Annotated in this window: 23 protein-coding genes and 1 riboswitch; of the genes, 17 read left to right on the plus strand and 6 right to left on the minus strand. The window is 72.5% G+C overall.

Annotated elements, in window-relative coordinates:
- A complete protein-coding gene (locus R2D22_RS30870) occupies positions 1 to 753 on the minus strand; it encodes an SDR family oxidoreductase (protein ID WP_318108182.1) in 753 nt (250 codons plus the stop codon).
- A 119-nt stretch (positions 754 to 872) separates the two neighbouring features.
- Positions 873 to 3,218 (minus strand): chitinase C-terminal domain-containing protein, encoded by a 2,346-nt coding sequence (locus tag R2D22_RS30875; RefSeq protein WP_318108183.1) that lies wholly within the window; start codon positions 3,216 to 3,218, stop codon positions 873 to 875.
- Positions 3,219 to 3,460: 242 nt separating this feature from the next.
- Positions 3,461 to 3,590, plus strand: a riboswitch (FMN riboswitch).
- A gap of 203 nt (positions 3,591 to 3,793) precedes the next feature.
- Here R2D22_RS30875 and ribD point away from each other — a divergent pair.
- The 10 genes from ribD (at position 3,794) to R2D22_RS30925 (ending at position 12,242) form a co-directional block, all read left to right on the plus strand.
- The gene (gene ribD / locus R2D22_RS30880; protein ID WP_411977173.1) at positions 3,794 to 4,846 is read left to right on the plus strand and encodes a bifunctional diaminohydroxyphosphoribosylaminopyrimidine deaminase/5-amino-6-(5-phosphoribosylamino)uracil reductase RibD; all 1,053 of its coding nucleotides are present in this window, start codon (positions 3,794 to 3,796) and stop codon (positions 4,844 to 4,846) included.
- 2 nt (positions 4,847 to 4,848) lie between these two features.
- A complete protein-coding gene (locus R2D22_RS30885; RefSeq protein WP_318108185.1) occupies positions 4,849 to 5,457 on the plus strand; it encodes a riboflavin synthase in 609 nt (202 codons plus the stop codon).
- A gap of 44 nt (positions 5,458 to 5,501) precedes the next feature.
- Entirely contained in the window at positions 5,502 to 6,092 is a 591-nt protein-coding gene (locus R2D22_RS30890; protein WP_318110094.1) for a nicotinamide mononucleotide transporter family protein, read from the plus strand.
- On the plus strand, positions 6,089 to 7,366 hold the full coding sequence (locus R2D22_RS30895) for a bifunctional 3,4-dihydroxy-2-butanone-4-phosphate synthase/GTP cyclohydrolase II (protein WP_318108186.1): 1,278 nt from the start codon (positions 6,089 to 6,091) through the stop codon (positions 7,364 to 7,366). The genes R2D22_RS30890 and R2D22_RS30895 overlap by 4 nt, the downstream gene beginning before the upstream one ends.
- 30 nt (positions 7,367 to 7,396) lie before the next feature.
- Positions 7,397 to 7,882 carry a 6,7-dimethyl-8-ribityllumazine synthase gene (ribH, locus tag R2D22_RS30900; protein WP_318108188.1) on the plus strand — a complete coding sequence of 162 codons (486 nt, stop codon included), beginning with the start codon at positions 7,397 to 7,399 and terminating at the stop codon, positions 7,880 to 7,882.
- Between the two features lie 58 nt (positions 7,883 to 7,940).
- Positions 7,941 to 8,213 (plus strand): phosphoribosyl-ATP diphosphatase, encoded by a 273-nt coding sequence (locus R2D22_RS30905; protein ID WP_318108190.1) that lies wholly within the window; start codon positions 7,941 to 7,943, stop codon positions 8,211 to 8,213.
- Between the two features lie 55 nt (positions 8,214 to 8,268).
- On the plus strand, positions 8,269 to 9,117 hold the full coding sequence (hisG, locus tag R2D22_RS30910) for an ATP phosphoribosyltransferase (RefSeq protein WP_318108192.1): 849 nt from the start codon (positions 8,269 to 8,271) through the stop codon (positions 9,115 to 9,117).
- 28 nt (positions 9,118 to 9,145) lie between these two features.
- Positions 9,146 to 9,598 carry a PH domain-containing protein gene (locus R2D22_RS30915; RefSeq protein WP_318108194.1) on the plus strand — a complete coding sequence of 151 codons (453 nt, stop codon included), beginning with the start codon at positions 9,146 to 9,148 and terminating at the stop codon, positions 9,596 to 9,598.
- Between the two features lie 230 nt (positions 9,599 to 9,828).
- Positions 9,829 to 11,160 carry a hemolysin family protein gene (locus R2D22_RS30920; protein WP_318108195.1) on the plus strand — a complete coding sequence of 444 codons (1,332 nt, stop codon included), beginning with the start codon at positions 9,829 to 9,831 and terminating at the stop codon, positions 11,158 to 11,160.
- Positions 11,157 to 12,242, plus strand: a complete 1,086-nt coding sequence (locus R2D22_RS30925) for a hemolysin family protein (RefSeq protein ID WP_318108196.1) — start codon at positions 11,157 to 11,159, stop codon at positions 12,240 to 12,242. Before R2D22_RS30920 ends, R2D22_RS30925 begins: the two co-directional genes overlap by 4 nt.
- Positions 12,243 to 12,252: 10 nt before the next feature.
- Here the strand turns inward: R2D22_RS30925 and R2D22_RS30930 are convergent, their stop codons facing one another.
- Both R2D22_RS30930 and R2D22_RS30935 read right to left on the minus strand, forming a co-directional pair.
- Positions 12,253 to 14,157: an AAA family ATPase gene (locus tag R2D22_RS30930; protein WP_318108198.1), complete on the minus strand. Its 1,905-nt coding sequence runs from the start codon at positions 14,155 to 14,157 to the stop codon at positions 12,253 to 12,255.
- 314 nt (positions 14,158 to 14,471) lie between these two features.
- Complete coding sequence (locus R2D22_RS30935) at positions 14,472 to 15,098, minus strand: uridine kinase family protein (protein WP_318108200.1); 627 nt, start codon at positions 15,096 to 15,098, stop codon at positions 14,472 to 14,474.
- Positions 15,099 to 15,296: 198 nt separating this feature from the next.
- Between R2D22_RS30935 and R2D22_RS30940 the strand changes: the two genes are divergently transcribed.
- The 3 genes from R2D22_RS30940 (at position 15,297) to R2D22_RS30950 (ending at position 18,156) form a co-directional block, all read left to right on the plus strand.
- Positions 15,297 to 16,679 (plus strand): peptidase C39 family protein, encoded by a 1,383-nt coding sequence (locus tag R2D22_RS30940; protein WP_318108201.1) that lies wholly within the window; start codon positions 15,297 to 15,299, stop codon positions 16,677 to 16,679.
- 74 nt (positions 16,680 to 16,753) lie between these two features.
- Positions 16,754 to 16,906, plus strand: a complete 153-nt coding sequence (locus R2D22_RS30945) for an SCO1431 family membrane protein (RefSeq protein WP_318110096.1) — start codon at positions 16,754 to 16,756, stop codon at positions 16,904 to 16,906.
- A gap of 77 nt (positions 16,907 to 16,983) precedes the next feature.
- Positions 16,984 to 18,156 carry an acyl-CoA dehydrogenase family protein gene (locus R2D22_RS30950; RefSeq protein WP_318108202.1) on the plus strand — a complete coding sequence of 391 codons (1,173 nt, stop codon included), beginning with the start codon at positions 16,984 to 16,986 and terminating at the stop codon, positions 18,154 to 18,156.
- On the opposite strand, the gene R2D22_RS30955 is transcribed toward R2D22_RS30950, so the two are convergent.
- Positions 18,119 to 18,391 (minus strand): hypothetical protein, encoded by a 273-nt coding sequence (locus tag R2D22_RS30955; RefSeq protein ID WP_318108203.1) that lies wholly within the window; start codon positions 18,389 to 18,391, stop codon positions 18,119 to 18,121. The genes R2D22_RS30950 and R2D22_RS30955 overlap by 38 nt on opposite strands.
- A 190-nt stretch (positions 18,392 to 18,581) precedes the next feature.
- On the opposite strand from R2D22_RS30955, the gene R2D22_RS30960 reads away from it, so the two are divergent.
- Positions 18,582 to 19,718 carry an Rv3169 family protein gene (locus tag R2D22_RS30960; protein ID WP_318108204.1) on the plus strand — a complete coding sequence of 379 codons (1,137 nt, stop codon included), beginning with the start codon at positions 18,582 to 18,584 and terminating at the stop codon, positions 19,716 to 19,718.
- Between the two features lie 10 nt (positions 19,719 to 19,728).
- Positions 19,729 to 20,820: a phosphotransferase family protein gene (locus R2D22_RS30965; RefSeq protein WP_318108205.1), complete on the plus strand. Its 1,092-nt coding sequence runs from the start codon at positions 19,729 to 19,731 to the stop codon at positions 20,818 to 20,820.
- Between the two features lie 24 nt (positions 20,821 to 20,844).
- On the opposite strand, the gene R2D22_RS30970 is transcribed toward R2D22_RS30965, so the two are convergent.
- On the minus strand, positions 20,845 to 21,219 hold the full coding sequence (locus R2D22_RS30970; RefSeq protein ID WP_318108206.1) for a hypothetical protein: 375 nt from the start codon (positions 21,217 to 21,219) through the stop codon (positions 20,845 to 20,847).
- Between the two features lie 223 nt (positions 21,220 to 21,442).
- Here R2D22_RS30970 and R2D22_RS30975 point away from each other — a divergent pair, with 223 nt between their 5' ends.
- Together R2D22_RS30975 and R2D22_RS30980 are read left to right on the plus strand one after the other, a co-directional pair.
- Positions 21,443 to 21,883 (plus strand): Lrp/AsnC family transcriptional regulator, encoded by a 441-nt coding sequence (locus R2D22_RS30975; protein ID WP_123450256.1) that lies wholly within the window; start codon positions 21,443 to 21,445, stop codon positions 21,881 to 21,883.
- A gap of 44 nt (positions 21,884 to 21,927) precedes the next feature.
- Positions 21,928 to 23,562 carry an amidohydrolase gene (locus R2D22_RS30980; protein ID WP_318108209.1) on the plus strand — a complete coding sequence of 545 codons (1,635 nt, stop codon included), beginning with the start codon at positions 21,928 to 21,930 and terminating at the stop codon, positions 23,560 to 23,562.
- Positions 23,563 to 23,709: the final 147 nt, after the last annotated feature.

Consider the following 23,709-nt stretch of genomic DNA (forward strand, 5'->3'; position numbering starts at 1 on the left):
CTAGGACGCGGAGTCCGCCCCGAACCTCCGCGCCAGGAACTCCTCGAACGTCACCCGCCCCACCGTGTGCTCCGGCGCGAGGTGGCCGCCGTGCCGCAGGCCCCGGTAGACGCGCCCCGGCAGCGGCACCTCGACCAGCCGGCGCTGCCTCCCGGCCGCCGCCAGGTAGGCGCGGGCCAGCTCGGCGAAGGTGAGGATCTCCGGGCCGCCCATGTCCGCGGCCCGGCCGACCGGGGGACCCGCGGACAGCTCCGCCAGCCGGGCGGCGACCTCCGTCACCTCCAGCGGCTGGTCGGGGACGCCTTTCGGCAGGAGCATCACCGGCGGCTTCGCCAGCCCCTGGAGCAGCTGCAGGATCAGGTCGTGGAACTGGGTGGCCCTAAGAACCGTCCAGCCGAGCCCGGACCGCTCGAACATCCGCTCGGCGGCCAGCTTGGCCTTGTAGTAGCCCAGCGGTACGCGGTCGACGCCGACGATCGAGATGTACACCAGGTGGGGGACCCCGGCCCGGCGCGCGGCCTCGATCAGGTTCCGGGTCGACGCCTCGTCGCGGCGCAGCACGTTGGCGCAGTGGACGACCGCGTCCACGCCGTCGACCGCCCGGTCCAGGAGCGGTCCGCCCTCGCGCAGGTCGACGGCGTACGGCGGGGAGTGCCGGCTCAGCACCCGTACCTCGTGCCCGTCCGCGCGCAGCTTCTCGCAGACGGGACGCCCGAGCGTTCCCGTGCCGCCGGTCACCAGCATCGTGCTCATCCCTCCAGCGTGGACGTCCGCGCCGCGACCCGCACGTGCGGGTCGCGGCGCGGACGGGGAGTGTCCCGGCGGCGGCAGGGCCGGGTGGTCCGCCGCCGGGAGCCTTCAGGGACGGGACGTCAGCAGGCGCCGAGGTCCTTCCAGACGCCCCACTCGCCGGTCGTGCCCGGCTCCTCGTTCTGCGTCCACCACTGGGCCTTCCACTTGTGGCCCTTGTGCGCGACCTCGTTGCCGGCGTTGTAGATCTGACCGGCCACGTACGCCGGCGCCGTGCAGGTGCCGGGGTTCGTCGGAGTCGGAGTCGGAGTGGGCGTCGGGTCGGTCGGGGTCGGCGTGGGCGTCGAGCCGCCCGGCTCGACCACCGAGGCGCCGCGCGTCAGGTCACCGGCGAGCGCGTACTGCGCGCCGTTGATGCCGACCGTCCAGTTCGACGGCGTGGAGACCGGGAGGTAGTAGTTGAACGCCAGGTCCACGCTCGCGCCCGGGGCCAGCGACTGCCAGGCCGGGAGCTTCAGCGACACCCGGTGGAAGTTGCCCTTCAGGCCGCCCACATTGCTTCCGGTGTGGTCGCTGCTGATCACCTTGGTGCCGAAGCCGGACTGGTCGGAGGCGTTGCCCGGCGCGGCCGTCGCGTAGTCGAACTGGAACTCCGTGCCGCCCGGCAGCGCGGTGTTCGTGTTGTTCGTGATCTTCAGCTTGGGCGTGATCGGGTAGTTGGAGTCGCCGAGCTTGAACTCGCCGAACTCCACGCCCACGTTCACCGCCTGCGCCGGCAGGGCCTTGTCGGACTTCTTCGCGCCGTACGGGCCGGCCGCCTTGAACTTGTCGTACATCAGCGAGGTGAGCGTGGAGCCCATCTCGTACTGGCCCTTGGCCGCGTTCCAGGCGTAGTCGCCGGCCATCTCCCAGACCATGGTGCCGCCGATGCCGCGGTCCACCACGTAGTCGGCCTTGGCGGCCACCGACTGCTCGTCCTCCGTGGAGAGGAAGACCTTCTTCTCGGCGTTCCACAGCCACGGCGCGACCAGCGTGGCGTCGTACTTGCGGGCGTAGGTGCCGGTCAGCCTGGTGTTCGCGGGGAAGCCGTACTGCGTGACGTAGTCGCCGACGATCCCCTTCTCCAGGTTCTTGGCGTGCCACATCGGGTTGGAACCGGCCGGCGACTCGGCGCCGTTGGTGTCCTTGTCGTGCCACAGGTTGTCGATGCCGACCGCCCCGTCGCCGCACTTGGTCAGGCCGGCGCCGGCCGGGCAGGTGGTCGCGGCGGCCTTGCCCCACAGACCGTCGGTGCCGCCCTGCACGTTCTTGTGGCCGCGGGTGTAGTACGGCAGGCCGATGTTGATCCGGCCGGCCGGCATCGAGCCGCGGAAGTAGTGGTACGCCCAGTCGGTGTTGAGGTAGCCGATGCCGCCGTACTGGGAGGATCCGTAGACGCCCGCGGCTGCCAGTTCGGCGTCCTTGCCGTCGTCGAAGAGCGAGGCGTTCGGGCCCACGTACTCGTTCCAGGCGCCGTGCAGGTCGTAGGACATGATGTTGACGTAGTCCAGATACTTCTGCATCTGGAAGGTCTCCATGCCGCGCAGCAGGTAGCCGGAGGAGGGCGCGGCGACGGTCAGCAGGTAGTGCCTGCCGTCGGCGGCGCCGGCCCGGTCGAGCTTCTCGCGCAGCGACTTCATCAGCGCGTCGTAGCCCTTGACCAGGCCCGCGCGGCGGGCGTTGGAGAGCTGCCAGTCGAGCGGGTTGCCCGCGTCCTTCATCGTCGTCGGGTACTCGTAGTCGATGTCGACGCCGTTGAACCCGTACTTCTTGACGAAGGCGACGGCCGAGTCCGCGAAGGTGTCGATGCCGGCCTGGTTGACCGAGCCGTCCGCGTTGGTGGCCATCGAGTAGAAGCCGCCGGAGTTCACCCGGGTGCCGTTGTCGTCGAAGTAGCCGCCGGTCTCGGCCCAGCCGCCGACCGAGATCAGCGTCTTGACGGCCGGGTGCTGCTTCTTGAACTTGTTGAGCAGGTTGAAGTGGCCTTTGTACGCGTACGCCGGGTCCATCTCCGCGCCCGCGACGCCCGGCCAGGTCATGCCGGTGGCCGCGTTGTTCGGCCCGTCCGTGCCGACCGACAGCTTGTTGTCGGAACCGATGTGCCCGAAGGCGTAGTTGATGTGGGTGATCTTGTCCCACGGGATGTTGTTGGCGAGGTAGGCGGGCTCGCCGTTCTTCCCGGTGCGCCAGCCGGTGAAGTATCCGATGACCCGGCGCTGGTGGTCCGCGCCCATCTTCTCGCGGCCCTCGGTGTCGTAGACGGAGCAGTAGGGGACGTCGACGCCCGGGGTCTTGTACAGCCCGTCGGGGCGACAGCTCTCGTTGTCGGCGGCGTACGAGACTCCGCCCGAGAGCGAGCTGAACAGCAGTCCGGCGGCGGCGACGCCGGACGCGAGCAGCGTGACTCTCTGCTTCGTGGGGGACGGCACGATCGGTTCCTCCCGGGGAGGTCTGAAGAACACAACGAACAGGGGGGTGGGTCGTGTTGGGCCCGTGGCGTGCGCACACCGGCGGGCCGTACCTCGGAGGTGACACGGAGATTAAGAGGACTAGACCAGTCGGTCAATAGGTCTGGACCAAAGTCGCCGCTCGCGATCGTTGTGAGCCAGCCCACAAGAACTCGTCTGTATGGCCGACGGCCGCCCGTGGCACACTGGCCCTGTATCAGCAGCAGCGCACTCCGGGGTCGGTGTAATTCCGAACCGGCGGTATAGTCCGCGACCCGTCCGCAGCCAGCGGCCGGTTGACCAGGTGAAATTCCTGGACCGACGGTGAAAGTCCGGATGGGAGGCAGTGCGCGGCGGGCGACCCCTCTTCGGGTGCGCCGGCCGTATTCCGCTGGTCGCCGCCACCGGTCCGCCGGTCCCGGCGTCGATCGGCGTATCCGGCCTCGGCGTCCCTGCGTGAGGCGTTGTTCCCGCTCTCTGTCGTCATCGACAGGCCCCGGAGTCCGTGCCCGAAGAGGCAGGAGGACCCGGTGGCAGAGCCGTCCGACATCACCGCCATGCGGCGCGCCGTCGCGCTGGCCGCCCGCGGTCTCGGCGCCACCAGCCCCAACCCCGTCGTCGGCTGCGTCGTCACCGACGCCTCCGGTCATGTGGTCGGCGAGGGCTGGCACCAGCGCGCCGGCGGCCCGCACGCCGAGATCCACGCCCTGCGCGCGGCCGGTGTCCTGGCCCGCGGCGGCACCGCGTACGTCACCCTCGAACCCTGCAACCACACCGGCCGCACCGGTCCCTGCGCCCAGGCCCTGATCGAGGCCGGGATCGCCCGCGTCGTGTACGCGGTCGGCGACCCGAACCCGCAGGCCACCGGCGGTGCCGACACCCTGCGCGCGGCCGGCGTCGAGGTGCTCCAGGGGCTCCTGGAGGACGAGGCCGAGGCCGGCAACCTCGCCTGGCTGACCTCCGTCCGCCGCGGCCGCCCCTTCGTCCGCTGGAAGTACGCCGCCACCCTCGACGGCCGGATCGCCGCCGCCGACGGCACCTCCCGCTGGATCAGCTCCGCCGACTCCCGCGCCGACGTCCACCGGCTGCGCGCCGAGGCCGACGCGGTCGTCGTCGGCTCCGGCACCGCCCGCGCCGACGACCCGCACCTCGCGGTCCGCGGCATCGAGGGCGCGGTCCAGCCGCTCCGGGTCGTCGTCGACACCGAGGGCACCGCCGTCAAGCCCGGCGCCCGGGTCCTGGACGACACGGCGCCCACCCTGATCGCGCTCGCCGAGGACGCCCCGAGCGACCTCGACGACGCCCTCCTCGTACGCCTCCCCAGGGCGGACCGCGGCCTGTCCGTGCCCGCCCTCCTGGACGCCCTGCACACCCGCGGCGTCCGCTCCGTCCTGCTCGAAGGCGGCCCGACCCTCGCGGGTGCCTTCGTCGCCGCGGGCGCCGTCGACCAGGTCGTCGGCTATCTCGCCCCGGTCCTTCTCGGCGCGGGCCCCACGGCCCTCCGGGACGCCGGAATCAGCACCATCACCGACGCGTTGCGGCTCGACGTCACCGAGACCGTCCGCATCGGCCCCGATCTCCGCATCACCGCCACTCCCAAGGAGCGCTGACCGTGTTCACCGGAATCGTCGAAGAACTGGGTGAGGTCACCGCCGTCGAGAAGCTGGACGACGCGTCCCGCTTCCGGCTGCGCGGCCCCGTCGTGACGGAGGGCGCCAAGCACGGCGACTCCATCGCCGTCAACGGCGTCTGTCTCACGGTCGTCGAGTTCGGCGACGGCGAGTTCACCGCCGACGTCATGGCGGAGACGCTGAAGCGCTCCTCGCTCGGCGCGCTGGAGGTCGGCTCCAAGGTCAACCTGGAACGCCCGATGGCCGTCGGCGACCGCCTCGGCGGGCACATCGTCCAGGGGCACGTGGACGGCACCGGCACGATCCTGGAGCGGACCCCGTCCGAGAACTGGGAGATCGTCAAGGTCGCGCTGCCCGCGCAACTGACCCGGTACGTCGTCGAGAAGGGCTCCATCACGGTCGACGGCGTCAGCCTCACCGTGGTCGAGGCCGCCGAGGACTGGTTCACCATCAGCCTCATCCCCACCACCCTCGCGCTGACCACCCTCGGCATCAAGCAGAGCGGCGACCCGGTCAACCTCGAGGTCGACGTCATCGCCAAGTACGTCGAGCGGCTGCTCGGCCCGAACGCCCAGGAGAACGTCAAGTGAACTGGCTCAACTCCGAGGCGTTCACCGTCCTCGGGCAGCACATCATGTGGTCCGACATGATCGGCAACACGATCGGACTGATCGCGCTCGCCCTCGGCTGGCGCCGTTCGGTCCTCACCTGGCCCGCCCAGCTGCTGTCCGGCCTGATCCTCGTCGGTGCGTACGCCTCCGCCCACCTCAGCGGCGGCGTCGGCAAGCAGCTCCTGGTCATCGCCGTCGCCGGCTGGGGCTGGTGGCAGTGGACCCGCGGTAGGCAGCAGGCGCAGGACGGCTCCATCGCCGTCCGCTTCGCGAGCTGGAAGGAGCGCGGGCTGCTCCTGGCCGGCGCGGTGCTCGGCACCCTCGCCGTCGGCGGGCTGTTCACCCTCTACCCGTCGCTCTCCTGGAGCCCGTGGGCCGACGCGTACATCTTCGTCGGCACGCTCGTCGCGATGGTCGCCCAGGCCCGCGGCCTGGTCGAGTTCTGGTTCGCCTGGCTCCTCGTCGACCTCGTCGGCGTCCCGCTCGCGTTCAACAGCGGCCTGGCCTTCTCCGGCATCGTCTACGTGATCTACTTCGCCCTCGTCATCTGGGGCATGCGCGACTGGTGGCTCCGGACGCGTACCGCTCCCGCCCTGGAAGGAGCCCCGGCATGAGCGCGCTGCCGATCTGGGACGCCACCGACCTGACCCTCGACCCCGTCGAGCAGGCCATCCGCGACATCGCCGCCGGCCGCCCCGTGGTGGTCGTCGACGACGAGGACCGCGAGAACGAGGGCGACCTCGTCATCGCCGCCGAGAAGGCCACCCCCGAGGTCGTCGCCTTCATGATGAGCGAGTGCCGCGGCCTGATCTGCGCGCCCATGGAGGGCGACGAGCTGGAGCGCCTCCAGCTGCCGCAGATGGTCGAGCACAACACCGAGTCCATGCGCACGGCCTTCACCGTCTCCGTCGACGCCGGGCCCGCGCACGGCGTCACCACCGGGATCTCCGCCGCCGACCGCGCCGTCACCCTCCAGATGCTCGCGAGCGGCACGTACGAGCCCGGCGACTTCGTCCGCCCCGGCCACATCTTCCCGCTGCGCGCCAAGGAAGGCGGCGTGCTGGTCCGCAACGGCCACACCGAGGCCGCCGTCGACCTGGCCCGGCTCGCCGGCCTGCGCCCGGCCGGCGCGATCGTCGAGATCGCCGGCGAGGACGGCGTCATGCTCCGGCTGCCCGAGCTGATCCCGTTCGCCCGCAAGCACGGCCTGACGATCATCTCCATCGAGGACCTGATCGCCTACCGCCGCTCCTCCGAGCCGACCGTCCGCCGCGAGGCCGAGGTCGCCCTGCCCACCGCGCACGGCGAGTTCACCGCGTACGGCTACCGCTCCACCGTCGACGGCGTCGAGCACATCGCCCTCGTCCACGGCGAGATCGGCGACGGCGAGGACGTCCTGGTCCGGGTCCACTCCGAGTGCCTGACCGGCGACATCTTCCACTCGCTGCGCTGCGACTGCGGCCCCCAGCTGCAGGCGTCCATGGAGCGGATCACCGAGGCCGGCCGCGGCGTCGTCGTCTACCTGCGCGGCCACGAGGGACGCGGCATCGGTCTGCTGTCCAAGCTGCGCGCGTACGAGCTCCAGGAGCAGGGCCGGGACACCCTGGACGCCAACCTGGAGCTCGGGCTGCCCGCCGACGCCCGCGACTACGCGGCCGGCGCGCAGATCCTCGCCGACCTCGGCGTCCGCAGCCTCCGGCTGATGACCAACAACCCCGACAAGATCGACGCCCTCACCCGGCACGGCCTGACGGTCGAGGGCCGCGAGGCCATGCCGGTCCAGGCGGGCGAGCACAACCTCCGGTACCTGCGCACCAAGCGGGACCGGATGGGCCACGACCTGCCCTGGCTGGACGGCGCGAGCGCCACCACCTGCGGCAACCAGTAATTTCGCTACGAACGACCGGCAAGGAGCAACATGAGCGGCAAGGGCGCACCCGTCCTCAGCGTGAAGAACTGCGGCGACCTCCGGGTCGCGGTGATCGCTGCCCAGTGGCACGAGAAGATCATGGACGGTCTCGTCGACGGCGCCCTGCGCGCCCTCTCCGAGCTCGGCATCGACGAGCCGACGCTGCTGCGCGTCCCCGGCAGCTTCGAGCTCCCGGTCGTCGCGAAGGTCCTCGCCGGACGCGGCTACGACGCCATCGTCGCTCTCGGCGTGGTCATCCGCGGCGGAACCCCGCACTTCGAGTACGTGTGCCAGGGGGTCACCCAGGGCCTGGTCCAGGTGTCGATCGACACCGGAGTCCCCGTCGGCTTCGGCGTACTGACCTGCGACAACGAAGAGCAGGCGCTGGACCGCGCCGGGCTGGAGGGGTCGAACGAGGACAAGGGGCACGAAGCGGTCACCGCCGCCGTGTCCACCGCCATGACCCTGCGGACGGTCAGCGAACCCTGGCGGTAGTCCACGGAGTGAACCCTGGCGCCGCGGGCCCCAGGTGAACCCGTACTCTAAGGGCATCATGGCGAACAAAACCTTTGAAGAGCTCTTCACCGAGCTCCAGCTCAAGGCCGCCAACGGCGACCCCAGCACCTCCCGTACCGCCGAGCTGGTCGGCAAAGGCGTCCATGCGATCGGCAAGAAGGTCGTCGAGGAGGCCGCCGAGGTCTGGATGGCCGCCGAGTACGAGGGCAAGGAAGCCGCCGCCGAGGAGATCTCGCAGCTGCTGTACCACGTCCAGGTGATGATGGTCGCCCGCGGGATCTCGCTCGACGAGGTCTACGCCCACCTCTGAGCACGACCGAGCAGTACCAGCCCCGAAACTCCTGAAAGCGAAGGAAGCCCACCTCATGCTGCGCATCGCCGTCCCCAACAAGGGTTCTCTCTCCGGACCTGCGATGGAGATGCTCCATGAGGCGGGCTACCGGCAGCGCAAGGAGTCCAAGGAGCTCGTGGTCGTCGACCCCGAGAACGAGGTGGAGTTCTTCTACCTCCGCCCCAAGGACATCGCGATCTACGTCTCCTCGGGCAAGCTCGACATCGGCATCACCGGCCGTGACCTGCTGCTCGACTCCGGCGCGAGCGCCGAGGAGATCCTGCCGCTGAACTTCGGCCGCTCCACCTTCCGCTACGCCACCAAGCCCGGCACGGCGAAGGGTCCCGAGGACTTCCAGGGCATGACGATCGCGACCTCGTACGAGGGCATCGTCGCCAAGCACCTCGCCGACCTGGGCATCGACGCCTCCGTCGTCCACCTGGACGGCGCGGTCGAGACCGCCATCCAGCTCGGCGTCGCCCAGATCATCGCGGACGTCGTCGAGACCGGCACCAGCCTGCGCAACGCCGGCCTCGAGGTCATCGGCGAGCCGATCCTCACCTCCGAGGCCGTCGTCATCCGGGGCAACGGCAGCGACGCCGAGAGCCCGCAGGCCGAGCAGTTCCTGCGCCGCCTCCAGGGCGTCCTGGTGGCCCGCAGCTACGTGATGATGGACTACGACTGCCGCGCCGAGCACCTGGAGCAGGCGGTCGCGCTCACCCCCGGCCTGGAGTCGCCGACGATCTCGCCGCTCCACAACGAGGGCTGGGTCGCCGTCCGCGCGATGGTCCCCGCCAAGGACGCCCAGCGGATCATGGACGACCTGTACGAGCTGGGCGCCCGGGCCATCCTCACCACGGCCATCCACGCCTGCCGCCTCTGAGGCCGGACCCGGAAGAGCAAGGAAGCACATGGCCGACACCACCGCCCCCGCCCTCCCGGTCACGTTCCGACCGGCACGTACCCGGGCGGTCCTGCTGACCAGCGGTGTGACGATGTTCGTCGTCATCACCACCGTCGGGATGCTGCTGGAGAAGGTCGGACCGGGGGAGCGGGCGAGCTTCGTCTTCACCGCCGCGCTCTTCCTCGGCGTCCTGGTGCTGCTCAGCCGCCCCAAGGTCGTCGCCGACGACGAGGGCGTCACGGTGGTCAACCTGACCCGGACCCGCCGGCTGGCCTGGGCGGAGATCCTCCGGGTCAACCTGCGGCCCGGCGACCCCTGGGTCTTCCTGGACCTGAGCGACGGCACCAGCATGCCCGTGCTCGGCATCCAGCCCGGGATCGCCAAGCAGCAGGCCATCCGCGACGCCCGCGCGCTGCGGGCCCTCGCGGACGCCCGCGGCACCGGGCCCGACGCCGGCTGACAGCCGGCCCGGAGCGATGCCCGGTCCCCCATACGGGGCCGACCCCCTGCCCCCGGGCGGGTCGGCGTGACTAATCTGGAGGCGGTGGCACCGAGCGGTGCCACCGCCTCGCGTCATGGGCCGCTCGCCGCGGCCCGCGGGGCCTCCCTGTGAATTGAGGAGTGACTCCCTCCGGCAATGGACGGATCGTCCGGTAGTACCTGCGCCGCCCCCTCCAGCGAGGCGGCGGCATGATCATCCCTCTGCTCCTGCTGCTCACGGCCCTGCTCCTGATCGTCGCGAACGGCTTCTTCGTGGCCGCCGAGTTCGGCCTCGTCACCGTGGAACGCCCCGACGCCGAACAGGCCGCGGCCGCCGGCGACCGGCGCGCCCGCACCGTCGTCAAGGCCCTGGGCGAGCTGTCGTTCCAGCTCTCCGGCACCCAGCTCGGCATCACCATCACCTCGCTCGTGGTCGGCATGCTCGCCCAGCCCGCGCTCGCCGCGCTGCTGGCCCCGCCGCTCGCCGCGACCGGACTGCCCGCCGGCGCGGTCCCCGGCATCGCGGTGGTGACCGGCATGCTGCTGGCCTCCGCCGTCCAGATGGTGATCGGCGAACTCGTCCCCAAGAACTGGGCGGTCTCCCGGCCGCTCCAGGTGGCCCGGTTCGTCGCCGGCCCGCAGTACCTGTTCTCCTCGGCGTTCCGGCCGGTGATCGCCCTGCTCAACACGGTCGCCAACCGGCTAGTCCGGCTGTTCGGCGTCGAGCCGACCGAGGAGCTGGCCTCCGCCCGCACCCCCGGCGAGCTGGTCGCGCTGGCCCGCCACTCGGCCCGGGCCGGGGCACTCGAACAGGACACCGCGGACCTCTTCGTACGGACCCTGTCGCTCGGCGGGCTCACCGCCCAGCACGTCATGACGCCGCGGGTGAAGGTCAGCTCGCTGCGGTCCGACGCCACCGCCGCCGACGTCCTCAACCTGACCAGGGCCACCGGCCTCTCGCGCTTCCCGGTCTACCGCGACCGCATCGACGAGATCACCGGCATGGTCCACCTCAAGGACGCGCTCGCCGTGCCGGTGCACGAACGGCTGCGCACCTCCGTCGGCCGGATCGCCGTCCCGCCGCTGCTGGTGCCGGAGACCCTGCCGGCTCAGCAGCTGCTCGAACGGCTCCGCCGCGAGCAGCCGATCGCCGTCGTGGTCGACGAGTACGGCGGCACGGCCGGGGTCGTCACCCTGGAGGACATCGTCGAGGAACTCGTCGGCGAGGTCCGCGACGAGCACGACACCGCCGCCGACGAGCGCCCCGAGCTGACCTCCGTCGCCGCCGAGGACGGCCAGCCGGCCTGGGAGGCGGACGGCAGCTGCCGGGTCCACACCCTGCACCGGATAGGCCTCGAGGTGCCCGACGGGCCGTACGAGACCGTCGCCGGACTGGTCGCGGACCTGCTGGGACGGATCCCCGCCCCCGGCGACCGAGCCGAACTCCCCGGCTGGCGGCTCTCCGTGCGGCAGGTCGACCGGTTCCGCGCGGAGCGGGTGCGCCTGGTGCGTACCGCGAAGGTCCCGGAGGCGGCCCGGTGAGCGCCCTCCAACTGCTGTTCGCCCTGCTCCTGGTGGTCGCGAACGGCTTCTTCGTCGGCGCCGAGTTCGCGCTGGTCTCGGTGCGCCGCAGCCAGATCGAACCGCTGCCCGGCAAGCGGGCCCGCCAGGTGCTGTACGGGCTCGAGAACCTGCCGCAGATGATGGCCGCGGCCCAGTTCGGCATCACGGTCTGCTCGCTGACACTGGGCGCGGTCGCCGAGCCGACCGTGGCCCGGCTCCTGGAGCCGGTCTTCCACGCGGTCCACGTCCCCGAGGGCCTGATCCATCCACTGGGCTACGTGGTGGCCCTCGCTCTGGTGGTCTTCCTGCACCTCGTCGTCGGCGAGATGGTGCCGAAGAACCTGGCGATGGCGGCTCCGGAGCGCACCGCGCTGCTGCTGAGCCCGGCGCTCGTCGGCTTCGCCCGGCTCTGCCGGCCGGTCACGCACGCGCTGGGCGCCTGCGCCCGGGTGGTCCTGCGGGCCTTCCGGGTCGAGCCCAAGGACGAGGTGGAGGCGGTCTTCACCAGCAGCCAGCTCGGCCGCCTCGTCGAGGACGCCGGCCAGGCCGGACTGCTCGACCCGGCCGAGCAGGAGCGACTGGAGGATGCGCTGGAGCTGGGCAGCCGCCCGGTGACGGACGTCCTCATCCGCCCGGCTGCCCTGGTGACGGTCACCCCGTCGGTCACCCCGCGGGAGATCGAGGAGCTGACCGTGCGGACCGGCTACTCGCGTTTCCCGGTCCGGGTCGGGGGCGGCGGGCGGTACGGGTCGTTCATGGGGTTCGTCCACGTCAAGGACGTGCTCGATGTGGAGGACCGGGAGCGGGCCGTGCCGCAGCAGATGTGGCGGCCGATGGCGACGCTGGGGGCCGAGCTGCCGCTCGACGACGCCCTCACCGTGATGCGCCGGGCAGCCACCCATCTCGCCCAGGTCGCGGACGCCTCCGGCCGGGTCCTCGGCCTCGTGGCGCTGGAGGACGTCCTGGAACTCCTGGTCGGCGAGGTCCGCGATCCCGCCCACCGCGTCACCGTCCCGGCGGCCGCGCGAGCGGAGGGCGCGGAGAAGGCGCTGACCGGCTGACCCGGCGCCGTCAGGTGCCCGGCGGGTCCTGGGGGTCGCGGTCCGACGGGCCGCGACCCGACAGGACCTCGCCGTACGCCTGCATCAGGTCCGGCAGCCGCAGGGTGGCCAGGTCCTCGCGCGTGGGAGTGCCGGGATAGCCGGAGAGCCGCAGGTCCCGGTACGCGCAGGACTTCTCGTACAGGGTCCGCAGGAAGCGGCCGTTCCCGAGCTCGTCGATCCAGCTCTGGTCGACCACGTGGCCGCTGATCGAGCGCAGCTCGTCCAGCGACTCCTCGTCCCAGCCGTCCCCGTTCGCCGCGGCCAGCACCTCGCCGATCGCGGTGAGTTCGAGCGGCCGGTACGAGGGGAAGTCCACCCGGGTCGTGAACCGGGACGAGAGGCCGGGGTTGGCGGCCAGCAGCCGGTCCATGCCCTCGGGATAGCCGGCCAGGATCACCACCAGGTGGTCGCGGTTGTCCTCGGCCCGCTTCAGCAGCACCTGAAGGGCCTCGTCGCCGTACGCGTCGCCCTTGCTGTAGCCGGAGTTGGAGAGCGAGTACGCCTCGTCGACGAAGAGCACCCCGCCCACCGCCGAGTCGATCAGCTCATTGGCCTTCACCGCCGTCTGACCGAGGAACTCTCCCACCAGATCGGCCCGTTGGGCCTCCACGAGGTGATCGCCGCCGAGCAGTCCCAGGGCGTAGAAGACCCGGCCGAGGATCCGCGCCACGGTGGTCTTCCCGGTGCCGGACGGGCCGGAGAAGACGAAGTGCCGCTTCGGTGGCTGTACGGGAAGACCCTGCTCGGCCCGCAGCCGCGCCATCTCCAGCTGCGCCGACAACGCCTTGACCTGCCGTTTCACCGGCTCCAGGCCGACCATCCGCTCCAGCTCGGCGAGGGCCTCGGCGAGCAGGGCCGGGTCCGTGGTGCCGGCCGGGAAGCGCGGCGGCCCGGGCTGCTGTGCCGGGACGACCGCCTTCTCCCGCACGCCGTCCGGCGGCGGGGCCGGCGGCACCGCCCCGGGCGCCGGCTGCGGCGGCTCGCCGGCCAGCCGGAGCCCCTCTCCGAGGGCACCCTCGGTCTCGCACCGGTCGGCGTCCACGCTGTCCTGGCCGAGACCGCCGAGCGCCACCGCCGCGTACCCCGCCGGGTCGTCGGCGCCCTCGAAGCCGTCGTACTCCGCGATCGCGGCGAGCCGGGCCGAGGTGTCCATGAACGCCGGGTCGATCCGGTGCACCGCCCGGTACAGCGGGAGCGCGGCGGCGCTGCGGCCGGTGCCCTCGTGCGCCCGGGCGAGCCAGTACCGCAGCTCCTTGCGCTGCGGCTGCTCGCTGCGGCAGCGCATCAGCGCGGCGGACAGCAGCGGCTCGGCCTGCGCGTACATCTCCAGGCGGACCCGGGCCATGCCGCCGAAGAGTCCCGCCTCGATCCCGAGCAGCGCGTCGTTCACCAGCGGCTCGGTGTGCCGGACCAACTGGTCCCAGTCCTTCACCAGATAGGCGCGGCAGGCGTGCAGGAAGCGGACCTGCGGATCGGTGTCCACCGGCGGCAGTCCGGCGAGCGCCCGGTCCAGCTCGGGCACGTGCCGGCCGTCCAGCCAGTGCGAGGCGTGCGCGAGGAGCAGGTCGCGGGGGCTCTCCAGGACCGGCTGGACCCACCAGCCCAGCCAGTACCAGGAGTTCAGGGTGCGGCGGTGCCGGGTCCGCTGCTCGCCGAACCGGTCCCGGTTGCGGTACATCCGCAGCAGCGCGGTGGTGGTGTCGACGCGCAGCGCGTGCAGTCCCAGCCAGGCGTCCGCCATGCCGGGGTCGGTCCGCACCGCGGCCCGGAACTCCTCCTCGGCCTGCGGGTACGCGCCCATGGTGTACGCGTCGACGCCGCGCAGCCAGGCGAGCTCGGCCGGGGCGAGCGCGCCGCGCGCGCCACTGTCCATCGGGTCCCCCACTACCCAACCGCCTTCTCGTGGACGGGATTTGACCGCACCTGGGGGCATCGTACCTGCGCAGCGCGCGGGCGGGTGAGGGCTCGTGAGCGATCCGGCGACAGTAACCCTGGGTAAGCATCCGGGGTCGCGCGGTGCGGGGGAGAGGGTGAAGGAGGGCAGAACGAAGCCCCCGATCACGGGGGAACAACCGGGGGCTTCGTGTCCGCGGCGGCTTCGGAAAGCCGCACATTGAGAACGTAAGACCTGTACGCCCCGTCGGTCAAGCGGAGTTGGAGCACTCTCGGAAGTCGATGTCCGACTGCTCAGTACGCCCGTCCGATGTGGTCACGGTACGTGAAAATCTGGTTCGGGCCTGGCGCCTCAGAGGGCCCCGGGAGCCACTCGTACCCCTCCGGACGCTCGTGCACCAGCGCGTCCGCGAACGGACGCGAAGGGTCCGTCGCGAAGTGGCGTGTCTCCGCCACCGTCCAGCCGTCCCAGAAGGTGGACTGGGCCGGTCCGTCCCGGTGCCGGCCCCGGATCCAGGACGCCTCGGGCTCCCGCTCCATCCACAGCAGCCGCGCCAGATGCGGGCGCAGTGCCCGGCGTCCGGACCCCACGCCCTCGACGAGGACCACGGGGGCGGCGGGCAGCGGGCGGGGCGGCCCGAAGGTGCGCAGATTCCAGTCGTACGGGTGGTAGTGCGCGGTCTCGCCCCGGGACAGCGGGGCGATCACCTCGGCGAGCATCCGGTCCGTCCAGGAGAACAGGTCCTCGTGGCTGGCCAGGTCGTCGAGGTGCAGGACCGGTGCGGAGCCGAGCGCCTCGGCGAGCCGCGCGGCGAAGGTGGACTTCCCCGAGCCGGCGTGGCCGTCCACCGCGACGAGCCTGACGGGGCCGCAGGACGGCGGCAGGGCGCGCAGGGCGGCGGCGTGGGCGAGCAGGTCCATGGAGCCAGCGTATCGAGGGAGGACGGCGGCGCCGCAGGTCAGCCCGGCGTGGACGCCAGTGGTCGAGACCAATATTGGTCGAGCGACGCGGCGCGAAGCGCTGGCAGAAGCCGCCGCGAACCCGCGATAGTGGCCCGCAGCTCCCACGCGCAGACCGTCCCTCACCCGCCGTTCCCGCCGAACCCGACCGGGGGTCACATGACCAGTTCCACTCCGCGCAGGACCGTGCTGACCGCCGCCCTCGCCGCGGCCGCCGGGGCGGCTGCCGCCGCGCCCGCGGCGAGCGCCGCCGACCGCGACGCGCCATCCGCCGTCGCCGAACCCTCCGCCGGCCGGCACACGCCCGAGCCCGGGCTCGTCGACAACAGCGGCTGGACCACCTACACCGACTGGCGCTCCGGCGACGCCGCCGGCGTCCGCGCCGTCGCCGGCCGACGCCCCGGCCTCGTGATCGACACGCCCAACGGGCGCACCGACTACACCGACCCGCACACCGGCACCACATCCACGTGGGAGTACGCCGCCTGGACCTCCCCGGTCCACGTCTCCACCGTCCCGGCCACCGAGGTCATCGCCTCCTGGAACGCGGACACCCCGGCCGGCACCTGGCTCCAGGTCGAGCTGACCGGCAGGTACTCGGACGGCACCGCGACCCCCTGGTTCGTCCTGGGCCGCTGGGCCTCCGGCGACGGCGACATCCGACGCACCTCGCTCGACGACCAGACGGACGGCAGGAGCACGATCTGGACCGACACCCTCGCCGTCGACGACGCGTCGAGCGGCCTGCGCCTGCTCTCGTACCGGCTGCGCCTCACGCTGTACCGCACCCCCGGCTCGGGCCTGACGCCCACGGTGTGGCGGCTCGGCGCGATGGCCTCCGACATTCCGGACCGCTTCACCGTCCCCGCCTCGGAGCCCGGTCCCGCCCGGGAGCTGGCTGTGCCGCGCTACTCCCAGAACACGCACGTCGGGCAGTACCCGGAGTACGACAACGGCGGCGAGGCGTGGTGCAGCCCCACCTCCTCGCAGATGATCGTCGAGTACTGGGGGCGCCGCCCCACCGCGGACCAGCTGGCCTGGGTGAATCCTTCCTTCGCCGACCCGCAGGTCTGTCACGCGGCCCGGTACACCTACGACCACCAGTACGCGGGCTGCGGCAACTGGCCCTTCAACGCCGCCTACGCCGCCTCGTACGACGACATGAGCGCGGTCGTGACGCGGCTGCGCTCGCTCACCGACGTGGAGACGCTGATCGCGGCGGGCATCCCGGTCATAACGTCACAGTCCTTCCGCAAGGAGGAGCTGACCGGCGCGGGCTACGGCACCTCCGGCCACCTGATGACCGTCATCGGCTTCACGGCCGACGGCGACGTCGTCGCGAACGACCCGGCCTCACCGAGCAACGAGGCGGTGCGCCGGGTCTACAAGCGCCGCGAGTGGGAGAACATCTGGCTGCGGACCAAGCGCTACAACGCGAGCGGGAAGGTGGTGTCCGGCACGGGCGGCGTCTGTTACGTGTACTTCCCGGCGCAGCCGACCCCCGCACAGCGCAAGGCACTGGCGGCCGTCGGCATCGGCTGAGCCGCCGGCCGGGCCCGGGCCCCGTGAGGAAGGTCTCCCTCGCGGGGCCCCGGTTCCCTGGCGCTGTGGTCGGCATGACCGCCACCGCCCACACCGCCCCCCGCGCCCGTGCCCGCTCCCGCACCGGCGGGCCGGACGACCGCGGCCCGAAGATCCTCGAGCACGTCCTGGGCTGGACCCTGGTCGTGCTCCTCGCCGTCCTCGTCACCCGCGCCGGCCTCATGTGACCCGCGCGGCGGGCCTGAGCGGCCCGTCGAACGGGCATACATCGGCCCTGTGCGCCACACAGGGAGGAGCGCCCGCCATGTCCGACCGCGCCCCGCAGCAGGTGGAACGCCGGCTGCCCACCGACGAGGCGAGGGATCTGCTCGCCCTGGTCCGTGAGATCGCCCAGCGCGAGATCGCGCCCGGCGCGGCCGAGGAGGAGGCCGCCGGGCACTTCCCCCGCGAGGTCTTCACCCTGCTCTCCGGCGCCGGGCTGCTGGCGCTCCCGTACGAATCGGCCTTCGGCGGCGGCGACCAGCCGTACGAGGTCTACCTCCAGGTCCTCGAGGAGCTGGCCGCCGTCCGGCTCACCGTCGGCCTCGGCGTCAGCGTGCACACGCTGTCCTGCCACGCGCTCGCCCACTTCGGCACCCCGGAGCAGCGGTCCGCCCACCTGCCCGCGATGCTCGGCGGCGGGCTCCTCGGCGCGTACTGCCTGTCCGAGCCGTCCTCCGGCTCGGACGCGGCCGCGCTGCGCACCCGGGCGGTCCGGGACGGCGACGGCTGGGTGCTCACCGGGACCAAGGCGTGGATCACGCACGGCGGGATCGCCGACTTCTACACCGTGCTGGCCCGGACCGGCGCCGAGGGCCCCAAGGGCATCACCGCCTTCCTCGTACCCGGGGACGCCGCCGGACTGAGTGCCGCCGCGCCCGAGAAGAAGATGGGCATGAAGGGCTCGCCCACCGCCCAGCTCCATTTCGACGGGGTGCGGGTGCCCGACGCGCGCCGGATCGGCGAGGAGGGGCAGGGCTTCACCATCGCGCTCGCCGCGCTGGACTCCGGACGGCTCGGGATCGCCGCGTGCGCCGTCGGGGTGGCGCAGGCCGCGCTCGACCAGGCGGTCGCGTACGCGACCGGCCGCCGGCAGTTCGGGCGGCCGATCGCGGACTTCCAGGGGCTGCGCTTCCTGCTCGCGGACATGGCGACCCGGATCGAGGCCGGGCGCGCGCTGTACCTGGAGGCGGCCCGGCTGCGGGACGCCGGCCGGCCGTTCGCCAAGCAGGCCGCGATGGCCAAGCTGTTCTGCTCGGACGCGGCGATGCAGGTGACCATCGACGCCGTCCAGGTGCTCGGCGGCTACGGCTACACCGCGGACTTCCCGGTGGAGCGGCTGATGCGCGAGGCGAAGGTGCTGCAGATCGTCGAGGGCACCAACCAGATCCAGCGGATGGTCATCGCACGTCAGGTCGTGGGACCAGAGTCCCGCTGACCCCGCTCGCCCGCACCGTCCGGTCGGCCCAGACGGGCGCCGCGGCGAGCCGGCTCCACTCCGGGTCGCGGCGGCCCGGCAGCGTGCGGCCATGGCTGGCCCACTGACGCAGCAGCGCCTGGTAGATGGGCGGGTCGGCGGGCGGCGGGGCCTGCTGCGGAACCGATTCTTCAGCGCTCGTGTCCACCCGGCGCCAGCGTCCGTACCCGCTCGGCGCGGTGTAGGTCGAGGTCATGCCCGGCTCAACGCGTTCCGCCCCGGCCGGGTCACCGTCGCGGGCAATCGAGCGAAGGTTCGTCCCTTACCCGGGGCCGGTGCGGCCGGGGAGGCGGTACCGGAGCGGGGAAGCGCGACGCGCACGACTCTGGTCCACCGAGGAGTTTCTGACGTACCGTCAATTTCCCTTCGTGACCAGGAGGTCAGCCATGCCCGTGGGACCGCACGCCGACGACCGGCCCGTCGCCCTCGACGAGTACCCGGTCCATCAGGCGCCGCTCTCGATGAAGCACCACGTCAGCGGCGACCGCAACGCCTACGACCGGTGCATCTTCCATGTGTTCGACCACACCGGCCGCGCCCTGCTCATCGCCGGACTCGGCGTCTACCCCAACACCGGGGTCATCGACGCCTACGCCACCCTGCGCACCGGCGACCGGCTGCACGCGGTGCGTGCCTCCGACGCCCTCGGCGAGGACCGCATGGACCTCTCCGTCGGCCCGCTGCGGATCACCGTCGACGAACCCCTCGAGCGGCTCACCCTGCACTGTGCCGCCGACCCCGGCGACCCCGACGGGCTCTCCTTCGACCTCACCTGGACCGGCGACTTCCCCGCCGTCTGGGAACCGCACCACACCCAGCGCCGCGGCGACCGCCTCACCCTGGAGGGCCGGCGCTTCGTCCAGGCCGGCCACTGCACCGGCGTGATCCGGGCCGGCGGCGAGGAGTTCGCGGTCACCGCGGGGGAGTGGACCGGAACCCGCGACCGCAGCTGGGGCGTCCGCCCCATCCCCGGCGAAGAACCCGGCCGTGCCGACGAGTTCCGTCCCGAGGGCTTCCACTGGCTCTGGATCCCGATGCGCTTCGACGACCGCTTCGTCATGGTCATCGCCCAGGAGGACGCAGACGGCTACCGCACCCTCAACGAGGCCGTCCTCGTCCGCAACGGGCAGCGCGACACCCAGCTCGGCTGGCCCCGCACCGACATCGCCTACCGTTCCGGCACCCGCCACCCCGAGCGGGCCGTCGTCCACCTCACCGACCCGGCCGGCAAGCCCGTCGAGATCGGCGTCGAGATCCTGGCCTCCTCCCCGCTCGCCGTCGGCGCCGGCTACCCGCCTGCCGCCGACTGGCAGCACGGCACCTGGCAGGGCCGCGGCTGGACCGACCGCCGGGTGTACGACCTCTCCGACCCGGCCGCGCACCCCATGGCCGCCTTCGGCGTCACCGACCACGCCGCCCGCTTCACCCTCGACGGCCGCACCGGATACGGGATCTTCGAGCACGGGTCCTTCGGCCGCCACGACCCCAGCGGCTTCGCCGACTACGCCGCCACCGCCGAGTGAGGAGCAGCCCATGGCCACCGCACCCCGCCCCCGCACCACCACCCGCGACCCCGAGGAGCTCGGCCGGCGGCTCACCGCCTGGCTCGACCCGAAGCTGACCGGGGCCAGGATCACCGACATCGCCGTCCCCGGCTCCAACGGCATGTCCAGCGAGACCCTGCTCTTCACCGTCGACCACCCCGACGCCCCCGTCCGCGGCTGCGCCCTGCGGCTGGCCGCCGACCCCGCCGCGTACACGATCTTCCCGGTGTACGACATGGAGCGGCAGCACCGCGTGATGCGGCTCGTCGGCGAACACACCGACCTGCCCGTGCCCCGGGTGCTCTGGCTGGAGACCGACCCGGGCCCGCTCGGCGCGCCGTTCTTCGTCATGGAACGCGCCGAGGGCCGCGTCCCGCCGGACGTCATGCCCTACACGTACGAGGGGAACTGGCTGCACTCCGCCACGGACGCCGAACGCGCCCGGCTGGAGGCCGCCTCGGTCGCCGTCCTCGCCCGGCTGCACGACCAGTTCCCGGCGAAGGAGGCCGAGTTCCTCATGCCGGCCGGCGACGGCAGCCCGCTGCGCCGCCACGTGGACGCCCAACGCGCCTACTACGCCTGGGTGGTCGAGGGCCTCGCGCCGTCACCGCTGATCGAGTCCGCGTTCGCCTGGCTGGAGGACCACTGGCCGGCCGACGAGGGCCCCGCCGTCCTCAACTGGGGCGACGCCCGCATCGGGAACATCGTCTACGACGGCTTCGAACCGGCCGCCGTGCTCGACTGGGAGATGGCCGGGTACGCCCCGCGCGAGGTCGACCTCGGCTGGACCGTGTACCTGCACCGGTTCTTCCAGGACCTCACGGTGAGCTTCGGCCAGCCCGGACTGCCGGACTTCCTGCGCCGGGACGCGATCGAGCGGCGCTACGCCGGACTGACCGGCCACACGCCGCGCGACATGGACTTCCACACCCTCTACGCGGCCCTGCGGCACGCGATCGTCATGCTCAGGGTCGCGTACCGGCAGGCGCACTTCGGAGAGGTGGAGGTGCCGGAGAATCCGGACGGTCTGATCCTGCACCACGCCACGCTCGCGGCGATGGTGCGCGGGGACTACTGGTAGGGATGGTGGGGTGCGGCGCCGTCGTCAGGCGGCGCGGCGCATCTGCGGCACCCTGATCGGACGCGAGCCCGGACCGCCGACGTGCGAGAAGGGCTGCATCCGCCAGTCCAGGCCCTGGGGGAGTGTCAGCAGGAGGGCGGTGTCCTGCTCCTGGACGTCGAGGGTCTCGTCCGCCGGGCGGGCGTCCGCGGCCGCGCGACCCGTGCCGGGGCACACGGTCAGCGTGAACGGGTTCCACGGCGTCGGGCAGAGCGCGTGCTCCGGGAGGGTGTCCTCGTCCGCGAGCAGCGCGATCGGCTGGGCGCAGTCCGGGCAGACGACCCGGTACATCTCGAACGTGTCGTACGCGTCGAGGACGTCGTCCTCGGTGGTCACGACGGAATCAACAGGCTCCTGCATGGAGAATCTCCCCCTCGGGTGGGTCGACCAGTACGTATGGCCTCGACCACAGCAAGCAATGCCCATCGCGCCCGCGCGGTAACCGCGAGGTCACGATCCACTCGGCCGGTGAGCTGTGGCGTTCGTCACATGCCCGTCGCAGGTGCCGCACGCGTGCCCATTCGTGTGCATTGGGGTGCCGGCCGGCCGTGCCTTTCCGCATCCGGGGCAATAGGTTGACCGCATGGAGGAGCTGGATCGTCAGATCGTCGAATTGCTGGTCAAGGACGGGCGCATGAGCTACACCGACCTGGGCAAGGCCACCGGCCTGTCCACGTCGGCGGTGCATCAGCGCGTCCGCCGTCTTGAGCAGCGCGGGGTGATCCGCGGCTATGCCGCGGTCGTCGACCCCGAGGCCGTGGGGCTGCCCCTGACCGCCTTCATCTCGGTGAAACCCTTCGATCCCAGCGCCCCGGACGACACCCCCGACCGGCTCGCCGACATCCCCGAGATCGAGGCCTGTCACAGCGTCGCCGGCGAGGAGAACTACATCCTCAAGGTGCGCGTGGCCACCCCGCTGGAGCTGGAGCACCTGCTCACCCGGATCCGTTCGCAGGCCGGAGTGTCCAGCCGCACCACCGTCGTCCTGTCCACCCCGTACGAAGCCAGGCCGCCGCGCATCTAGGCCGCTGTCAGGCAGGGGCCCGGCCCCTGCCTAGGCTGGTCACCATGACCGACAGCCTGAACCGGAACCTCCCCGAGGACGCGCACCGCACCGTCCTGCTGCGCCGGGGAGAAGTCCACAGCCCCGCCGACCCCTTCGCCACCGCCATGGTGGTGGAGCGCGGGCACGTCGCCTGGGTGGGCTCGGAGGGCGCGGCCGACGCGTTCGCCGACGGGGTCGACGAGGTGGTCGACCTCGACGGCGCGCTGGTCACCCCCGCCTTCGTCGACGCGCATGTGCACACCACGGCGACCGGCCTCGCGCTGACCGGGCTCGACCTGTCCGGGGCGCGGTCGCTCGCCGACGCCGCGACGCGCATCCGCGCGTACGCCGAGGCCCGGCCGGACGACCGGATCCTGATCGGCCACGGCTGGGACGCGGCTCGCTGGCCCGAGCGCCGCCCGCTCCGCCGCGACGAGCTGGACGAGCTCACCGGCGGCCGTCCCCTCTACCTGACCCGGATCGACGTCCACTCGGCCGTCGTCACCACCGCCCTGCTCGACCTCGTCCCCGGCGTCCGCGCGCTCGACGGCTTCCGCGACGGCGAACCGCTGACCGGCGACGCCCACCACGCGGTGCGCGCCGCCGCGTACGCCGCCGTCGCGCCCGCGCAGCGCGCCGAGGCCCAGCGCACCGCGCTCGCCCACGCCGCCTCGCTCGGCATCGGCACCGTCCACGAGTGCGGCGGTCCGCAGATCTCCTCCGAGGACGACTTCACCGGCCTGCTCGGCCTCGACGGTCCCGGGCCGCGGGTGGTCGGCTACTGGGCCGACCTGGACATCGAGCGGGCCCGCGCGCTCGGCGCCCGCGGCGCGGCCGGCGACCTGTTCGTCGACGGCTCCCTCGGCTCGCACACCGCCTGCCTGCACGAGCCGTACGCCGATGCCGCCGCCGGTCACCTCGGCGCCGCCCACCTCGACGCGGCCGCCGTCGCCGCGCACGTCGTGGCCTGCACCGAGGCCGGACTCCAGGCCGGTTTCCACGCCATCGGCGACGCCGCCGTGACCGCCGTCGTCGAGGGCGTCCGGGCCGCCTCGGAGAAGGTCGGGCTCGCCCGGATCCGGGCCGCCCGGCACCGCGTCGAGCACGCCGAGATGATGACCCCGGAGACGATCGCCGCCTTCGCCGAACTCGGCCTCACCGCCTCCGTCCAGCCCGCGTTCGACGCGGCCTGGGGCGGCGAGGACGGCATGTACGCCGAACGCCTCGGCGCCGAGCGGGCCCGCACCCTCAACCCGTACGCCGCCCTGCTGCGCGCCGGTGTCCCGCTGGCGCTCGGTTCGGACAGCCCGGTGACCCCGCTGGACCCCTGGGGCGCCGTCCGGGCCGCCGCCTTCCACCGGACCCCCGAGCACCGTGTCTCGGTCCGCGCCGCGTTCACCGCGCACACCCGCGGCGGCTGGCGGGCGATCGGCCGCGACGACGCGGGCGCCCTGGTCCCCGGTGCTCCGGCCGACTACGCGGTCTGGCGGACCGGCGAACTCGTGGTGCAGGCGCCGGACGACCGGGTGGCCCGCTGGTCGACCGATCCGCGGTCCGGCACGCCCGGTCTGCCCGATCTGACCCCCGGCCGCGAACTCCCCGTCTGCCTGCGGACGGTGGTCTTCGGACAAACGGTTTTCGTACGGCCGAACGAGTGACATCGGGACATTTCGTACCGCCCAACGATGATCGAAGAGCTCTGCCACGACCTGCGGATCTTCGTCGCTGACCTGGCCTTTCCGCTCGTCGGCGCAGGTCAAACGAGTGTTGACAGGAAGCCCGCACCCGCCGGTAGGTTCAGCGCG

The sequence above is a fragment of the Streptomyces sp. HUAS YS2 genome, from assembly GCF_033343995.1.
Classification (GTDB): Bacteria; Actinomycetota; Actinomycetes; order Streptomycetales; family Streptomycetaceae; genus Streptomyces; species Streptomyces solicathayae.

Bases quoted from the DNA above. Each gene is read 5' to 3' on its own strand.
- R2D22_RS30870 (WP_318108182.1), bottom strand. From the start codon at position 753: ATGAGCACGATGCTGGTGACCGGCGGCACGGGAACGCTCGGGCGTCCC.
- ribD (WP_411977173.1), top strand. From the start codon at position 3,794: ATGCGGCGCGCCGTCGCGCTGGCCGCCCGCGGTCTCGGCGCCACCAGC.
- R2D22_RS30890 (WP_318110094.1), top strand. From the start codon at position 5,502: ATGTGGTCCGACATGATCGGCAACACGATCGGACTGATCGCGCTCGCC.
- R2D22_RS30895 (WP_318108186.1), top strand. From the start codon at position 6,089: ATGAGCGCGCTGCCGATCTGGGACGCCACCGACCTGACCCTCGACCCC.
- ribH (WP_318108188.1), top strand. From the start codon at position 7,397: ATGAGCGGCAAGGGCGCACCCGTCCTCAGCGTGAAGAACTGCGGCGAC.
- R2D22_RS30905 (WP_318108190.1), top strand. From the start codon at position 7,941: ATGGCGAACAAAACCTTTGAAGAGCTCTTCACCGAGCTCCAGCTCAAG.
- hisG (WP_318108192.1), top strand. From the start codon at position 8,269: ATGCTGCGCATCGCCGTCCCCAACAAGGGTTCTCTCTCCGGACCTGCG.
- R2D22_RS30915 (WP_318108194.1), top strand. From the start codon at position 9,146: ATGGCCGACACCACCGCCCCCGCCCTCCCGGTCACGTTCCGACCGGCA.
- R2D22_RS30920 (WP_318108195.1), top strand. From the start codon at position 9,829: ATGATCATCCCTCTGCTCCTGCTGCTCACGGCCCTGCTCCTGATCGTC.
- R2D22_RS30930 (WP_318108198.1), bottom strand. From the start codon at position 14,157: ATGGACAGTGGCGCGCGCGGCGCGCTCGCCCCGGCCGAGCTCGCCTGG.
- R2D22_RS30935 (WP_318108200.1), bottom strand. From the start codon at position 15,098: ATGGACCTGCTCGCCCACGCCGCCGCCCTGCGCGCCCTGCCGCCGTCC.
- R2D22_RS30940 (WP_318108201.1), top strand. From the start codon at position 15,297: ATGACCAGTTCCACTCCGCGCAGGACCGTGCTGACCGCCGCCCTCGCC.
- R2D22_RS30945 (WP_318110096.1), top strand. From the start codon at position 16,754: ATGACCGCCACCGCCCACACCGCCCCCCGCGCCCGTGCCCGCTCCCGC.
- R2D22_RS30950 (WP_318108202.1), top strand. From the start codon at position 16,984: ATGTCCGACCGCGCCCCGCAGCAGGTGGAACGCCGGCTGCCCACCGAC.
- R2D22_RS30955 (WP_318108203.1), bottom strand. From the start codon at position 18,391: ATGACCTCGACCTACACCGCGCCGAGCGGGTACGGACGCTGGCGCCGG.
- R2D22_RS30960 (WP_318108204.1), top strand. From the start codon at position 18,582: ATGCCCGTGGGACCGCACGCCGACGACCGGCCCGTCGCCCTCGACGAG.
- R2D22_RS30965 (WP_318108205.1), top strand. From the start codon at position 19,729: ATGGCCACCGCACCCCGCCCCCGCACCACCACCCGCGACCCCGAGGAG.
- R2D22_RS30970 (WP_318108206.1), bottom strand. From the start codon at position 21,219: ATGCAGGAGCCTGTTGATTCCGTCGTGACCACCGAGGACGACGTCCTC.
- R2D22_RS30975 (WP_123450256.1), top strand. From the start codon at position 21,443: ATGGAGGAGCTGGATCGTCAGATCGTCGAATTGCTGGTCAAGGACGGG.
- R2D22_RS30980 (WP_318108209.1), top strand. From the start codon at position 21,928: ATGACCGACAGCCTGAACCGGAACCTCCCCGAGGACGCGCACCGCACC.